Annotated in this window: 12 protein-coding genes; 4 read left to right on the top strand and 8 right to left on the bottom strand. The window is 60.5% G+C overall.

From position 1 onward, the window contains the following. The first annotated feature begins 3 nt into the window (after nucleotides 1-3). Nucleotides 4-1,308 (top strand): guanine deaminase, encoded by a 1,305-nt coding sequence (gene guaD, locus AACV02_RS22640; protein ID WP_119742819.1) that lies wholly within the window; start codon nucleotides 4-6, stop codon nucleotides 1,306-1,308. Between the two features lie 126 nt (nucleotides 1,309-1,434). On the opposite strand, the gene AACV02_RS22635 is transcribed toward guaD, so the two are convergent. After that, nucleotides 1,435-2,199: a GntR family transcriptional regulator gene (locus AACV02_RS22635; protein ID WP_017134778.1), complete on the bottom strand. Its 765-nt coding sequence runs from the start codon at nucleotides 2,197-2,199 to the stop codon at nucleotides 1,435-1,437. Between the two features lie 226 nt (nucleotides 2,200-2,425). Between AACV02_RS22635 and AACV02_RS22630 the strand changes: the two genes are divergently transcribed. Next, nucleotides 2,426-3,616, top strand: a complete 1,191-nt coding sequence (locus tag AACV02_RS22630; protein ID WP_119742116.1) for a benzoate/H(+) symporter BenE family transporter — start codon at nucleotides 2,426-2,428, stop codon at nucleotides 3,614-3,616. Nucleotides 3,617-3,652: 36 nt separating this feature from the next. Here AACV02_RS22630 and AACV02_RS22625 read toward each other — a convergent pair whose 3' ends face one another. Beyond that, on the bottom strand, nucleotides 3,653-3,997 hold the full coding sequence (locus AACV02_RS22625; RefSeq protein ID WP_003193255.1) for a YggL family protein: 345 nt from the start codon (nucleotides 3,995-3,997) through the stop codon (nucleotides 3,653-3,655). A 236-nt stretch (nucleotides 3,998-4,233) separates the two neighbouring features. Between AACV02_RS22625 and dacB the strand changes: the two genes are divergently transcribed. Continuing rightward, the gene (gene dacB / locus AACV02_RS22620; RefSeq protein ID WP_106576317.1) at nucleotides 4,234-5,694 is read left to right on the top strand and encodes a D-alanyl-D-alanine carboxypeptidase/D-alanyl-D-alanine endopeptidase; all 1,461 of its coding nucleotides are present in this window, start codon (nucleotides 4,234-4,236) and stop codon (nucleotides 5,692-5,694) included. Between the two features lie 138 nt (nucleotides 5,695-5,832). On the opposite strand, the gene AACV02_RS22615 is transcribed toward dacB, so the two are convergent. Then, the gene (locus AACV02_RS22615) at nucleotides 5,833-8,217 is read right to left on the bottom strand and encodes a sensor domain-containing diguanylate cyclase (RefSeq protein ID WP_119742114.1); all 2,385 of its coding nucleotides are present in this window, start codon (nucleotides 8,215-8,217) and stop codon (nucleotides 5,833-5,835) included. 150 nt (nucleotides 8,218-8,367) lie between these two features. After that, nucleotides 8,368-10,632: a bifunctional 23S rRNA (guanine(2069)-N(7))-methyltransferase RlmK/23S rRNA (guanine(2445)-N(2))-methyltransferase RlmL gene (rlmKL, locus tag AACV02_RS22610; protein ID WP_056861554.1), complete on the bottom strand. Its 2,265-nt coding sequence runs from the start codon at nucleotides 10,630-10,632 to the stop codon at nucleotides 8,368-8,370. A gap of 532 nt (nucleotides 10,633-11,164) precedes the next feature. Between rlmKL and rmf the strand changes: the two genes are divergently transcribed. After that, a complete protein-coding gene (gene rmf, locus AACV02_RS22605) occupies nucleotides 11,165-11,380 on the top strand; it encodes a ribosome modulation factor (RefSeq protein WP_002553055.1) in 216 nt (71 codons plus the stop codon). Between the two features lie 182 nt (nucleotides 11,381-11,562). Here the strand turns inward: rmf and AACV02_RS22600 are convergent, their stop codons facing one another. From AACV02_RS22600 to sctC, 4 genes are all read right to left on the bottom strand, one after another. Continuing rightward, nucleotides 11,563-12,588 carry a quinone-dependent dihydroorotate dehydrogenase gene (locus AACV02_RS22600; protein WP_106576314.1) on the bottom strand — a complete coding sequence of 342 codons (1,026 nt, stop codon included), beginning with the start codon at nucleotides 12,586-12,588 and terminating at the stop codon, nucleotides 11,563-11,565. Nucleotides 12,589-12,674: 86 nt separating this feature from the next. Beyond that, on the bottom strand, nucleotides 12,675-13,130 hold the full coding sequence (locus AACV02_RS22595; protein WP_106576313.1) for a transglycosylase SLT domain-containing protein: 456 nt from the start codon (nucleotides 13,128-13,130) through the stop codon (nucleotides 12,675-12,677). Continuing rightward, nucleotides 13,123-13,524, bottom strand: a complete 402-nt coding sequence (locus AACV02_RS22590; RefSeq protein ID WP_106576312.1) for a winged helix-turn-helix domain-containing protein — start codon at nucleotides 13,522-13,524, stop codon at nucleotides 13,123-13,125. The genes AACV02_RS22595 and AACV02_RS22590 overlap by 8 nt, the downstream gene beginning before the upstream one ends. 200 nt (nucleotides 13,525-13,724) lie before the next feature. Then, entirely contained in the window at nucleotides 13,725-15,203 is a 1,479-nt protein-coding gene (gene sctC / locus AACV02_RS22585; RefSeq protein WP_119742111.1) for a type III secretion system outer membrane ring subunit SctC, read from the bottom strand. Between the last annotated feature and the right edge of the window lie 251 nt (nucleotides 15,204-15,454).

The raw sequence follows: 15,454 nt of genomic DNA, 5'->3' as shown, positions 1-15,454 counted from the left end.
AACATGCCTTTGACTCGCAAAGCCTACCGTGCCGCCATCCTGCACAGCATCGCCGACCCTGCTGAAGTGGGGATCGAAGCTTCCTATGAGTATTTCGAAGACGGCCTGCTGGTGATCGATAACGGCCAGATCAGCGCCCTGGGCCACGCCAGCGATTTGCTCCCGACGCTGCCCGCCGACATCGACGTTACTCATTATCAGGATGCGCTGATCACGCCAGGCCTGATCGACACCCATATCCACCTGCCGCAAACCGGCATGGTCGGCGCCTATGGCGAGCAGTTACTGGATTGGCTCAACACCTACACCTTCCCGTGCGAAAGCCAGTTCGCCGACAAGGCGCACGCCGAAGAAGTCGCGGATATCTTCATCAAGGAACTGCTGCGCAACGGCACGACCACGGCGCTGGTGTTCGGCAGCGTGCACCCGCAATCAGTCAATTCATTCTTTGAAGCGGCCGAAAAACTCGACCTGCGCATGATCGCCGGCAAGGTGATGATGGACCGCAACGCGCCGGACTATCTGACCGACACCGCCGAATCCGGCTACCAGGAAAGCAAGGCGCTGATCGAACGCTGGCACGGCAAGGGCCGTTTGCACTATGCGGTCACGCCACGTTTTGCCCCGACCAGCACCCCGGAGCAACTGACGCTGGCCGGGCAACTGCTGGGCGAATACCCAGACCTGTACATGCAGACGCACATCAGTGAAAACCTGCAGGAAGTGGCATGGGTGAATGAGCTGTTCCCGGAGCGCAAGGGCTACCTGGACGTGTATGACCACTACAAATTGCTGGGTGAGCGCTCGGTGTTTGCCCACGGCGTGCACCTGTGTGATGACGAGTGCGCACGGTTGGCGGAGACGGGTTCGGCGGTGGCGTTCTGCCCGACGTCGAACTTCTTCCTCGGCAGTGGGTTGTTCAACTTGCCGATGGCCGAGAAGCACAAATTGAATGTCGGCCTGGGCACCGACGTGGGCGGCGGCACCAGCTTCTCGCTGCTGCAAACCCTGAACGAAGCCTACAAAGTCATGCAACTGCAGGGCGCGCGGTTGAGCCCGTTCAAGTCGCTGTACCTGGCCACTTTGGGCGGCGCGCGGGCGCTGCGTCTGGAAGACAAGATCGGCACGTTGCAGCCGGGTACCGATGCGGACTTTTTGGTGCTGGATTACAACGCCACGCCGCTGCTCAGCTATCGCTTGAAGCAGGCCAATAACATTGCCGAAACGCTGTTTGTGTTGATGACGCTGGGGGATGATCGGGCGGTTCTGCAGACCTACGCAGCCGGCAATCTCGTGCACCAACGCTGATCTAACAAATGCCACAAAACAAATGTGGGAGCGGGCTTGCTCGCGAATGCGGTGTGTCAGTCAACAGATACTTAGACTGAACCACCGCTTTCGCGAGCAAGCCCGCTCCCACATTTTTGATCGGGTTTACAGTTTTACGGACGAGCGACCCGGCTTTTTCGTCTGCAACAAATGCGAGAACACCGCGTGCAAATCATCCGACGCGCTTTCCTCATCGAGGTTGAGCTTGCTGTCGATGTGATCCATGTGGTGCATCATCAGATTCACCGCCAACGTTGCATCGCGTGCTTCGATCGCATCGATCAGCTGCGTGTGCTCATCGTAGGAACAGTGCGAGCGGTTGCCGCTTTCGTACTGGGCGATGATCAACGAGGTCTGCGACACCAGGCTGCGCTGGAAGCTGATCAGCGGCGCGTTCTTCGCCGCCTCGGCCAGCTTGAGGTGGAATTCGCCGGAGAGGCGGATACCAGCACCGCGGTCGCCGCGGGAGAAACTGTCACGCTCGTCGTTGACCATCTGGCGCAGCTCGGCCAGCTGTTCGGCCGTGGCGTGCTGCACTGCCAATTCCGTGATCGCCCGTTCGACCAGACGACGGGCCAGGAATACCTGGCGCGCTTCTTCTACACTCGGGCTCGCCACCACCGCACCACGATTGGGCCGCAGCAGTACCACGCCTTCATGGGCCAAACGCGAGAGCGCGCGGCGAATGATGGTGCGGCTGACGCCGAAGATTTCGCCCAGTGCCTCTTCACTCAACTTGGTTCCGGGCGCCAGGCGTTGTTCAAGGATGGCCTCGAAGATATGCGCGTAGACAATATCGTCCTGGGTTCCGCTGCGGCCGGCCTTGCCAGCTCGCGGTTGTTTCTTGAGAGGTTGCAACTGTTCGTTCATGGGCACTCGGGTTTGGAGAACGGCGGCGAATTAACGGTAATACGGCAAGCGCGGGTTGCTGGCAAGTATCACCTAAAAACAGGGCACATTGTACACAACCCAATGCGCCAACACACTGTACGGCTGTTTGCTGCGTTGGCTGTATTGCAACGAGTAGTTCCGTTTGAGTTTAGGCTTGAATCTGCGCCTTCACCGGCAAATACCCAGGTAAAAGGAACGCCTCTCCATGAACGACGCCACCCAAGCGCCTTTGCGCCCGTTGGCCGACACTTCTGCGTCGGCCATCGTCGCCGGCTTCATTGCCATGATGACCGGCTACACCAGCTCGCTGGTCCTGATGTTCCAGGCCGGACAAGCCGCCGGGTTGACCACGGCGCAGATTTCTTCGTGGATCTGGGCCATCTCCATCGGCATGGCGGTGTGCAGCATCGGCCTGTCCTTGCGCTATCGCACGCCCATCACCATTGCTTGGTCCACACCCGGCGCGGCGTTGTTGATCACCAGCCTGGGCGGCGTAAGTTACGGCGAGGCCATTGGTGCCTACATCACCTGCGCCGTACTGGTGACGCTGTGCGGGCTGACCGGCAGCTTCGAGAAACTGGTCAAGCGCATCCCGGCGTCGCTGGCGGCGGCCTTGCTGGCGGGGATCCTGTTCAAGATCGGCAGCGAGATTTTCGTCGCCGCGCAGCATCGCACCGGCCTGGTCCTGGGGATGTTTTTCACTTACCTGATCATCAAGCGCCTGTCGCCCCGCTATGCGGTACTCGCCGCGCTGGTGCTCGGCACTGTGCTGTCGGGGCTGATGGGGTTGCTGGATTTCAGCGGCTTTCACCTGGAAGTGGCAACGCCGGTATGGACCACGCCGCATTTCTCGCTGGCGGCGACCATCAGTATCGGCATCCCGCTGTTCGTGGTAGCGATGACCTCGCAGAACATGCCCGGCGTCGCCGTGTTGCGCGCCGACGGCTACACCGTGCCCGCCTCGCCTTTGATCACCGCAACCGGCCTGGCCTCGCTGGTGCTCGCGCCCTTCGGCTCCCACGGCATCAACCTGGCGGCCATCAGCGCGGCCATCTGCACCGGGCCGCATGCCCATGAAGACCGCAACAAGCGCTATACCGCTGCGGTGTGGTGCGGCGTGTTCTACGGGATTGCCGGGGTATTTGGCGCGACCTTGGCGGCACTGTTCGCAGCATTGCCAAAGGAACTGGTGCTGTCGATTGCAGCGTTGGCGTTGTTTGGCTCGATCATCAATGGCTTGAGCATCGCCATGAATGAGCCGAAGGAACGCGAAGCGGCGCTGATCACCTTTATGGTCACCGCGTCAGGCTTGACGTTGTTTTCCATCGGTTCGGCGTTCTGGGGGATTGTGGCGGGGGTGTTGACGCTGCTGATTCTGAACGGGCGCAAGGCATAAAAAAACGGCGACCCGAAGGTCGCCGTTTTTTCAGTATCACTTAGCCGCGTTGATCGGCTTTTCCGGATACCACACGTCCAGCAACGGGCTGACTTCAGCCTTGGTCAGCTCGGAACGGGTTTTCAGCCAGGCTTCAACGGCAGCACGCTGCTCTTCGGAGACCGAGCCACGCTTCTGCAGGCAAACCAGACCGTAGTCATCGCCGCCGACATAGCCCAGACCGTTGGCTTCCATGGCTTCTTTGATGAATGCTTCGAGGAAAGCGTCGATAGCTTCTTCACTCAGGCCTTCGTTGAAGTCCAGGTTCAGTTCGAAACCCAGCTCTTGAAATTCATCAACGCACAGTTTTTTGCGCAGACGCTGGGAACGGTTAGTCGCCATTGGAACAATCCTCATAAGTAATAACGGGCGGCACTTTAGCAGTTTAAGGCAAGGATTGCCCGACTCTCTGGGACAGGCGGCTATCTGTCTGCAAAAAAACGCGCAATACCAGCTATCGTTCAGCTACAACTGGATCCACCTTGGGGCATAATGCCGACACTTTCGTGACCAATGAGGGATTTTCTTCCATACCCCTCGCCTTTTTCACCCTTCTCAGCAGTAGGGTTTTATTCCTTATGATCAAATCTTTTCGTTGCGTGTTATTGGCCGGCTTTCTTCTTCCACTGGCCTTCTCCGCCGCTGCCGCCCCAATCAACAACACCCTGCCACCCAACGTTGCGCAGGCCCTGCAGAAAGCCAAGCTACAAAATACCGCGCTGTCGCTGGTGATGCTGCCCCTCACCGGCCCCGGTACCCCTACCGTGTTCAACGCCGACGTCTCGGTGAACCCGGCCTCCACCATGAAGCTGGTCACCACTTACGCTGCCCTGGAAATGCTCGGCCCCAACCATCAGTGGAAGACCGAGTTCTACACCGACGGCACGCTCAGCGGTGGCGTCTTGCACGGCAACCTCTACCTCAAGGGCGGCGGCGACCCCAAGCTGAACATGGAAAAACTCTGGCTGCTGATGCGCGACCTGCGTGCCAATGGCGTGCAGCAAGTGACCGGCGACCTGGTGCTCGACCGCAGCTTCTTCAACCAGCCGCAATTGCCCGAATTCAATGACGACGGCAATGACGAGAACAAGCCGTTCCTGGTCAAGCCCGACGCCCTGCTGGTCAACCTCAAGGCCCTGCGCTTCGTGACCCGCAACGATTCGGGCCGCGTGATCGTATCGGTCGAACCGCCGATTGCCAGCATTCGCATCGACAACCAGGTGAAAGTCTCCAACGCCAAGCAATGCACCGGCGACGTGCGCTACAGCCCGGTCACCGCCGCCGACGGCAGTGTCACCGTGACGGTCAGCGGCCAACTGGGCGATGGCTGCAGTTCGCAGACTTACCTGTCGCTGCTCGACCATGCCACCTACACCGCCGGCGCGGTGCGTGCGATCTGGCAGGAATTGGGCGGCACCATCCAGGGCCGCGATATCCAGGCGCCCGTGCCCAAGGACGCCAAAGTACTCGCCCGTGCCTTCTCGCCGGACCTGGCGGAAATCATCCGCGACATCAACAAATACAGTAACAACACCATGGCCCAGCAGCTGTTCCTGAGCCTGGGCGCGCAATTTCGCAACGATGCCGACGGCGACGACGCCAAGGCTGCGCAACGTGTGGTCCGTCAGTGGCTGGCGAAGAAGGGCATCACCGCGCCGCACCTCGTCATGGAGAACGGCTCCGGCCTGTCGCGCGCCGAACGTGTCAGCGCCCGCGAGATGGCGGCTATGCTGCAAGCCGCCTGGAAAAGCCCGTACGCGGCGGAATACATCAGCTCGCTGCCGATTGCCGGCACCGACGGCACCATGCGTAAACGCCTGAAGACCACTGCCATGCGCGGCGAAGCCCACGTCAAGACTGGCACCCTGAACACCGTGCGTGCCATCGCCGGGTTCAGCCGTGACAACAATGGCAACACCTGGGTGGTGGTGGCGATCCTCAACGATTCGAAACCGTGGGGCGCCTCATCAGTGCTGGACCAGGTGCTGCTGGACCTGTATCGCCAGCCGAAGCTGGCGGCGGCTGCGCCGGTGCTCTAAAAGGCAACACAGATCAAATGTGGGAGCGGGCTTGCCTGCGATAGCGGTGTATCAGTCTGCGATTCGCTGACTGATACACCGCTATCGCAGGCAAGCCCGCTCCCACATGAATGCGCAACGTCTGGAAAAACCTGTCAATCAAGCCTTAAGTCGCTCGGCCTCCACCCGGTCCCTGCCCGCCTGCTTGGCCACATACACCGCCGAGTCCGCCCGCAGCAGCAGCCCATCAATGCCCTCGTCGATCCGCCAGCTGGCCACACCGAAGCTGGCAGTCACGATGCCCACCGTGTCCATCGGCGCACTGCGCAACGACTGCCACAACTCCATCGCCAGGCTGTACGCCTGCTCGCAATCAGTGTGCGGGCATAGCACCACGAACTCTTCGCCGCCCAGTCGGCAAAATACATCCGTGCGCCGCAGGCGCTGACTGATGCGCTTGCATACCTCCTGCAAAACCCCATCGCCTACCGCGTGACCGTACTGGTCGTTGATGCGCTTGAAGTGGTCGATATCCAGCATGATCAACGACAGCGCCCCACAGCTACGGTTGAGCCTGAGCATCTCGGCCTTGAGGCGATCCTGGAAATAACGCCGGTTATGAATGCCCGTCAGCGAATCGGTGATGGACAGCGCGCGCAGCTCTTCCTCTACCCGCTTGAGGTCGGAAATATCCGACACGTAGCCATGCCACAGCGTACCGCCGCCCGGCAGTTCTTCAGGCGTGGCTTCGCCGCGAATCCAGCGCAGCCCGCGTTGTGGCAACAGCACGCGGTACTCTTCGCGCCAATGGCTCAACTGCAACGCCGACAAGCGGATCGACAGGCGGACCCGCTCGACGTCCTGGGGATGAATGCGTTCGAAGACCTTGCCCGCGTCCTGGTGCAACACGCCGGTTTCGATTTCATAAATGTCGCGCATGCCATCGCTGGCATAGATGAAACGCCCGTTGCCCTTGGGTTCCAGGGTGAACTGGAAGATCCCGCCGGGCACATGGGCACTGAGCTTTTTCAGCAAACGATCGCGCGCCGCCAACGCCTCGTAGGCGCGTTTCTGCTCGGTGACATCCAGGTAAATCGCCAGATGCCCGATCCACAGGCCATGGTCGTCCAGCAATACGGTGCCGAGCATGTTCACCGTCAAGGGGCTGCCATTTTCGCGTAACAGGGTCCACTCGCGCGCCTGGTGCAGGTGGTCCGGGCTCTCCACCAGCATCGCCTGGCTTGGCGGGATACGCTTGCCCATGGCCGCGCTCAAACGGGTGGCGCGCGCCTCGAGTTCAGCGGCCAGGTGCAGGCTTTCCAGGGTCATGCGCCCCAGCACCTGGTCGGATGTGTACCCCAGCATTTGCTCGGCCCCGGCATTGAACGTGTTGATCACCCCGCGCAGGTCAGTGGCGATGATCGCGACTTGGGTGGCCGCATTCAGCACGCTGCGCAATTGCCCGTGCGCACCGCGCAATTCCTGTTCACGCAGGCGCAACTGCACGGTGCGCTGCTCCACCAGTTTCAGCGCGCGCTGGCGTTGGCTGACCACCACATACAACAAGGCACTGAGCAGCAGGCTGAGCAACCCGCCCATGGTCAGGATGGTGCTCATCGAGGAATGGTTGGCCTGATCGAAGACCTGGCTGGCACGCAACGTGAGGGCATACACATGGTCGCCCAGGGTCAGACGGCGCGCGGCGCTGAGGTCGCTGGCGCCCACCGCATTGCTGGAGGCATACAGCACGCGCTGCTGGGTGTCGGAGGTATCGACAATCTGCATCACCAGGTTGTCGCGGTTCGGCTTGGGCAAACCGTCGGCCACCAGCTGTCGCATGCTGATCACCGCCATCACAAAGCCGCTGGGCTCGGCCTCAGCCAGCTTGCTCACCGGCGCCACCAGCAAAACCCCGGCCGCATAGGCCGGCTCCACACCCACCAATTGCATCGGCTGGGATACCGCGGGCGTGCCGCTTTTTTGCGCACGCTCAAGAACCGAGCGGCGAAGCGGCTGGGCCAACAGGTCGAAACCGAGCGGCGAGCCCAGCAGGCTTTGGGTTTGGCTATACAACACCGGCACGTATTCATCGCGCTCGGCGGCAGGCGCCAACTCCCCTGACGAATTCAGTTCACGGATGGCAAAGGGCGTGCCGCGCTGGCGCGAGATCTCCTGTTCAAACGGCTTGCGCTGATCGCGAAAAATCCGCGGTGCCCAGGCATAGGCGCGGGCGCGCAACAGCAAGGGTTGAGCAAACCCATCGAACTCGGCGCGGGACACATCACTTGAGTTGACGAAGAAGCGCTGCAGGCTGGCCAGGCGTTGCTCCTGGTCTTCGAAGCGCTCCTGCAGGCGGCTGTAGCGTTCATTGACCAGCAGCTGAAAACGCTGGCGAACCTGTTGCTGATAGAGATCGGCAGCGGCCCAGGCAACAATCACCGTCAGCGCGCAACCTGCCAATAACACCACCAATGCCACCAGCCAAGCCGACGCCTGCTCACTGATAAAGCCTAGGATTTTGGGGCGTACGGCATGCATCGGCATAGGCAACACTCACAACGCCAGCGTGCGGGGCTGTCACTTTGGCTAGGGCTTAAGTTATAGCCATGAGGCCACTGTTTGACCAGCGCAAAAAAGCCGCAAGCCCGGAATACGCCAGGCTTGCGGCTTTTTTGTTCCAACTGTGTGCAGCAATCAGCGCGCGGTGATTTTCCACGCCCGGTGGATCTTCGCGTTACGTGCAAAATCCGGGTCGAGGGTCTTGTCGCTGATCTCCTCGACCGCATAGCGTTCGCTGAGGTTGTCCTCGAGCACGAACTTGCGGAAGTTGTTCGAGAAGTACAACACGCCGCCCGGTGCCAGACGCGCCATGGCCAGGTCGAGCAACTGCACGTGGTCACGTTGCACGTCGAAGATGCCTTCCATGCGCTTGGAGTTGGAGAAGGTCGGCGGATCAATGAAGATCAAGTCGAACTCATCGCGGCTGGCTTCCAGCCACGCCATCACGTCGCCCTGCTCCAGACGGTTCTTGTCGGAGAAACCGTTGAGCGAGAAGTTGCGACGTGCCCAGTCCAGGTAGGTCTTGGACAAGTCAACGCTGGTGGTGCTGCGCGCGCCACCCTTGGCCGCGTGCACACTGGCGGTAGCGGTGTAGCAATACAGGTTGAGGAAGCGCTTGCCGGCCGCCTCCTTCTGGATGCGCATGCGCATCGGGCGGTGGTCGAGGAACAGGCCCGTGTCCAGGTAATCGGTGAGGTTGACCAGCAGCTTCACACCGCCTTCGCTGACCTCGGTGAACTTGCCCTGGGCACTCTGGCGCTCGTACTGCTTGGTGCCGCTTTGACGCTCGCGGCGCTTGACCACCACGCGGCTCTTGTCGACGTTCAGCGCCTGGGGAATCGCGGCCAGGGCGTCAAACATCCGTGCGGAAGCTTTTTCCGGGTCGATGGATTTCGGCGCGGCGTATTCCTGCACGTGCACCCAGTCGTGGTAGAGGTCGATGGCCATGGAGTATTCCGGCATATCGGCGTCGTACACACGGTAGCAGTCCACGCCTTCGCGCTTGGCCCACTTGCCCAACTGCTTGAGGTTTTTCTGCAGGCGGTTGGCGAACATCTGCCCGCCTTCGCTCAGGCGCGCCTGCTCAACCACCGGTGCCGGGGCTGGCTTGATCGGGTTACCGTTCTTGTTGTACTGGCGTTCTACCGGCTCGGTCGGGGCCTGATCGTAAGCGGCTTGCTCACGTTCGGCCTGACGCTGCTCCGGGGTGCGGCGCTCGCCAGTGACGAACTGGTCCGGGTTAACCTTGATCAGCAGCAGTTTGCACGGCAAGGCGCCGTTCCAGAACGAATACTGTTTGTGGCTGCGGATGCCCATGCGCTTGCCCAGGTCCGGCGCGCCGGTGAACACCGCCGCTTCCCAACCCATGCAGGCCTGACGCAGACGCTCGCCGAGGTTCTGATAGAGATACAACAGACTGGCTTCGTCACCCAAACGCTCGCCGTACGGCGGGTTGCAGATCACCAGGCCTTTCTGGTTCTGGTCCGGGCGCGGCTCGAAAGTGCCGACTTCGCCCTGGTACACCTTGATCCAGTGGCTCAAGCCGGCGCGCTCGATGTTATTGCGCGCAGGTTGAATCAAGCGTGGGTCGGCTTCATAGCCTCGCACCCACAACGGCGGCTTGTTCATGCCGATGGCAGCCCGCTCGGTCGCTTCGGTGTGCAGCTTCTTCCACAGCGCCGGAACGTGGCCGAGCCACGTGGTGAAGCCCCACAGTTCGCGATTGAGGTTGGGGGCCATGTCGGCGGCGATCATCGCGCCTTCGACCAGGAAGGTACCCACGCCACACATCGGGTCCGTCAGCGCGCCGCCTTCGGCCGCAATGCGCGGCCAGCCGGCGCGAATCAAAATCGCCGCCGCCAGGTTTTCCTTCAACGGTGCCGCGCCCTGCTGCAGGCGGTAACCGCGCTGGTGCAGGCTGTGGCCCGACAGGTCGAGCGAAAGAATCGCTTCGCCGCGGTCCAGGCGCAGGTGAATACGCAGGTCCGGGTTGATCTTGTCGATGGAGGGGCGTTCGCCGGTCGGGGTGCGCAGTTTGTCGACAATCGCATCCTTGACCTTCAGCGCGCCGAAGTGAGTGTTGTCGATGCCCGAACCATGGCCGCTGAATTCCACCGCCAGGGTGCCATCCGGGACCATGTGGTCGGCCCATTCGATGTCCAGCACGCCATGGTAAAGGTCTTCAGCGTCCTTCATCGGGAAGCGCTTGAGCACCAGCAACACGCGGTTGGCCAGGCGCGACCAGAGGCACAAGCGGTAGGCGGTTTCCATGTCGGCCATGCCGCGCACGGCCGAGGTGTGCTCGCGTGCGTCCTCAAGGCCAAGCCCGACGGCTTCCTCGATCAGCAGGCCTTCGAGGCCCTTGGGGCAAGTGAGGAAGAGTTCAAAACGGTCCGACATGGGGCATTCCAGGCTTTTCAGCAATAAATGAACAGGCGACGCATCGCCGGCTCGGTTTTTAATCAAGCACTTTTCTCGAAGAGTGCTCGCGTGGCACGAATGTGCCGTCCCACCCCGGCTGCCGGGCCTTTGGGCCAGAATTTCCGGGGCAGAGAAATAATTGATTGCAACAAAAAGAAATATTCCGACCCTTCGTCGAATAATAACCGACTGCAACGGGCGGACATTCTCACTAAAGGATTAAACCCATCCTCTATGCAGGGCACATCATAGCTGGCTTTGCCCAATAAAAGGGGCGAAAAGCCATCCCAGCTTATGGCTATAGCATCGTTATCGTTACGTGCTTATGACAAAACGATCATTGAATCCATGTGACCTATTGGTTAGAACTCAACACAGGTTGGCGCCGTAACGACGCCGACACATTGGCTCGCCACGCCGGCAGCGAGCCCACCAACGGCAGAAAAACTCTGCCCGGCCTCAGACGAGGCCGAAGGATATCAAGACAGTCAACAAGTGAGGGAAACACCCTATGAGAAGACTTAAGCGTGATCCGTTGGAAAGAGCATTTTTACGCGGATATCAATATGGCGTTCATGGCAAATCCCGTGAGCTTTGCCCATTTACTCTACCGTCGGTACGCCAAGCCTGGATCAACGGCTGGCGAGAAGGACGCGGCGACAACTGGGACGGTATGACTGGCACTGCGGGAATCCACAGACTCAACGAACTTCACGCCGTCGGCTAACACAGGGCACTTAATCCGACACACCACCTTGAATATGTAACGACTTAACCACGCACGCCCCATCAGGGCGGCGGGCTTCGGCCCAGGGGCTCCTTTAGGGAGCCCTTTTTATTGCTCCGACGGCGACATGGCCTACGCACTCACAGGTGTACTTTTGGCCTGCCATCGCCAACAAGCCGGGCCTACCTTTTTGGCAAAGCCGCTATCGCATCCACCGACTCGCGAATCAGCGACGGTCCCTTATAGATAAAACCGGAATACAACTGCACCAGGCTTGCACCGGCGGCGATCTTCTCGGCCGCGTGCTTGCCTTCGGTGATGCCGCCCACGGCGATGATCGGCAAGCGCCCGGCCAACTCAGCCGCCAGCACCTTGACGATGTGAGTGCTTTTGTCGCGCACTGGTGCGCCCGACAGCCCACCCGCTTCATCACCATGCGCCAGCCCTTCGACACCCACACGGCTGAGGGTGGTGTTGGTGGCGATCACCGCATCCATGCCCGAATCCACCAGCGCCTGAGCGACCAGCACGGTTTCTTCATCGCTCATGTCCGGCGCAATCTTGATGGCCAACGGCACACGTTTGCCATGACGTACGGCCAGGTCTTCCTGGCGCTGACGCAAGGCTTCGAGCAGTTGCTTGAGCGAATCACCGAACTGCAGGCTACGCAGACCCGGTGTATTCGGTGAGCTGACGTTGACGGTGACGTAGCTGGCGTGGGCGTAGACCTTGTCCAGGCAAATCAGGTAATCATCGACGGCGCGCTCTACGGGCGTGTCGAAGTTCTTGCCGATATTGATGCCGAGGATGCCCTTGTATTTCGCGGCTTGAACCCGTGACAGCAGATGATCGACGCCCAGGTTGTTAAAGCCCATGCGATTGATGATCGCCTCGGCTTCCGGCAGGCGGAAGATCCGGGGTTTTGGGTTGCCCGGTTGCGGGCGTGGCGTCACGGTGCCAATTTCGACAAAACCGAAACCCAGTTGCGCAAACCCGTCGATGGCCGCGCCGTTCTTGTCGAGGCCGGCAGCCAGCCCGACCGGGTTGGGGAAGTCGAGTCCCATCACCGATACCGGCATTTTTGCCGGTGCCTTGCATACCAGGCCATTGAGCCCCAGACGACCACCGGCACCGATCAGGTCCAGGGACAGATCGTGGGAGGTTTCCGGAGAGAGTTTGAACAACAGCTGGCGGGCCAGGGTATACATGGGCGGGCTAGACTCGGATGGCGGCGAAAGGTGGCGCCGATTATAGCCGGGGTGGCGCGCCAGGTGCGAGGTGCGCCGTCCAATCGTCAATGACGTTGTGCCACCAACGCCTCATACCGCGCCCATATTTTTTCTGCGTAACGCAAACGCAACGCTTCACGCTCAGGTGCTGCGCCGGCGTTGTAGGAGCCCACGGCTGTCCAGTTGTAACCGAAACGCTGGACAAACCCGGCAAGAATCGAAGCGCCCACCTCGACCGACAAACAGGGCTCACTCAACAACCTCTCTTCGGTAATGCCCTGCTTGGCCAGGCGAGGCAAGTGCATGCTGTTGATCTGCATCAGGCCAATATCCCGAGAGCCATCGCTGTTGAGCGCGTTCACGGCGTGCGCACGGTAACCCGATTCCACGGCGGCGATGGCCTGCAAAAGCTCAGGTTCGAGGTCATAGCGGCTAGCCACCTCTTCCCAGCAATCGGCCCAGGCCTGATGGCTGCCCATCAACAGGCTCAACACCAACGCTTTGCCCAATCGATTAATCATGTGTCACCTGCCCACAAGCCGAGCAGATGCGTTGCACGCGCCCTGGCCCCGTCTGGAGAATTGCGCGCTGCTCGGCTTTCACGGCACAGGTAAAGCGATACCCCCTGCCGTAAATTGTTTTGATAAAGCCCTTGTCCTTCTTAAGCTGCTTGCGCAATGCGTAGATACAGCGCGTCAGCGATTCCTCTGCCACCTCCCCTCGGGGCCAGACCAACTCAAGCAGACGATCCTTGGTCATCAATGCTCCGTCAGACGCCAACAGCAGCCGCAGCACGTGCCACTCCTTGGGCGGCAACTGAATATCCGCGCCTTCGCCGATCAATCGGCCATCGCCCTGCAAGGTCCACCCGGCAAACACCCAGGCAGCCGTCAGCCCATCATTCACGAGGGTCATGCACACCTCTGCACCCGACTACTGACATTGAATTCCTTGTTTCCAGAAACGGCCGATACGCCAACATCACGACTATAAAAACCTGAGCCGCGAACAACGTTAGGAAAAAACCCATGTAATCGAGGCTTTCGGCGGGCGGCACGTAGGACTTTTCGCAGTCGCCGCCCACAAGCGTTTCAGGGCTCTGACCAACGGTTATGTCACTCAAGGACTTCACGGCTTTCGCGCACAAACGCACGCTGTACGCGCTCATATTGGCTAGGGGTCAGCGGCGGCGGGCCGACAGCACCGGCCAACATCCGCGGCTCACTGCCGACCGCCCGCGCCTGGATCACAAAGAGCCGTACCTGCGCGCGTCGACCATGGCGGGGCGCCTCGCCCTCACGGTGGAAACCACCCAGCCACAAGCGTCTGCCTTGAGGTACACGCACCACAGAGCTGACGGCCATTCGCCCCACTGCCCCTGCCGAGCCTGGCTTGAATTGGCTGTCCATCTGACGGCCATCCTCGAGGTTCACCAGCATCTCGATCTGATGCGCTCCGGCAAAGCGCGGGAGCACACTGGCTTCAACGCCATAACGCACGGGCTGCCAATCACCCTTATCGTCGCCAGGCCGTGGCAGGTAAAACGTATGGTTATCCTGGAAAACCGCAGGCACGTTTTCCTGGGTAAGGATTACGGGAAAGGCGACGACCCTGGCCTTGCGTCGGCGCTCCAGCACACCGAGCTGTGCCATCAAGCGGTTGTCTTCCAAAGGTTCCAGTACGCGCGTCACGAAAGCCCCGGTATCGGTTTCCTGAGCCCAGGCTGCGCCCATCTTGGCGAATTCACTGCGCTCCACATCCACTTGCCACAGCGACACCTCAATCGGCCGCTTGGGCTTGTCGAGCTCCGCCACCAGTTCCTCGAGCACCTTCACCTGGGCAGGTTTGCCCTTGATCAACAGGCTGTTTGAATCCGGATAGGCCATCACCACCAGGCTCTTGTCGGCCAGTAAACCCGGGGGACGTTGCGTGTCGTTCTTTTGCTCGCTGGCCAGCACGGCTTCGATCATCGAGGCCATACCCGGAACGTTGACCTGGTCGTTGCCCATCGAATACGTGCGATCCGCCACGTGGGTGTTGAACACCTGCACCACGCCGAAGATTTGTGTGCCGACGCGTACCTCAGTGCGCTGCTTGTCCATCAATTGAGTCAGGTGCAATACCTGGTCGACATAGTTAGGTGGCCCGGACACATAGAACATTCGCCCGCCGCTTTCCCTCAGGGGAAAACGCGATTCATCGAGCCCGGAACGGCGCATGAACCCGCGCAGCCTGTCGACCGAGATATGCCGCAGCGCTACTGCCGAGCTTTTTGCTTCACCGGCGTCGTACAGGTACAGCACCTGCCCGTCGCTATACCAGATCAGGCCTTGCTGCTCGGCGACTGTTTCCAGCGTGTGCTGCGCCGCCCCCAGGTCGAATTGGCCGGTGATGGTTTTACGCGCCACCTCGCGGCTGACAACGACAGGCAAGCCCAAGGGCACCGACAGCGCGGTAAAAAACGTATGCAGGCTTTCATCCCGCGCCTGATAGCTATCCCCCAGGGCGCTCGCGTTTGCCAACAGCAATGCACCGCACACCAGCCAACGGCATAACCTGCGGTAACGGCTCATGGTTGGGGAATTGATAGACACCGTGGATGTTCCTCGCCGCCTGGCGCAAAGAGGCGGCCATACTGGAAGGCAGCTGAGTTTCAATCTTGATGGAAAGCTGACGGCGGACTGCGCCTGGATCTCCGTGGCATGTGCCTTGCTACGGGCTCTGTATCAAAGCCTGCACCAACGTCGGAGCAGGCTTACGGACAATGGCGTCGTTTCCCTGCAATGGCTTGCGCTGCCACCCGCGCAACCCTCAAGGGTTACGACGCTTTTTTTTGAGCAAAGGT

Origin of the sequence: Pseudomonas sp. Larv2_ips (genome assembly GCF_963879675.1) — a bacterium.
In the GTDB taxonomy this organism is placed as follows: domain Bacteria; phylum Pseudomonadota; class Gammaproteobacteria; order Pseudomonadales; family Pseudomonadaceae; genus Aquipseudomonas.
This window is presented reverse-complemented; position numbering and strand designations above follow the sequence as displayed.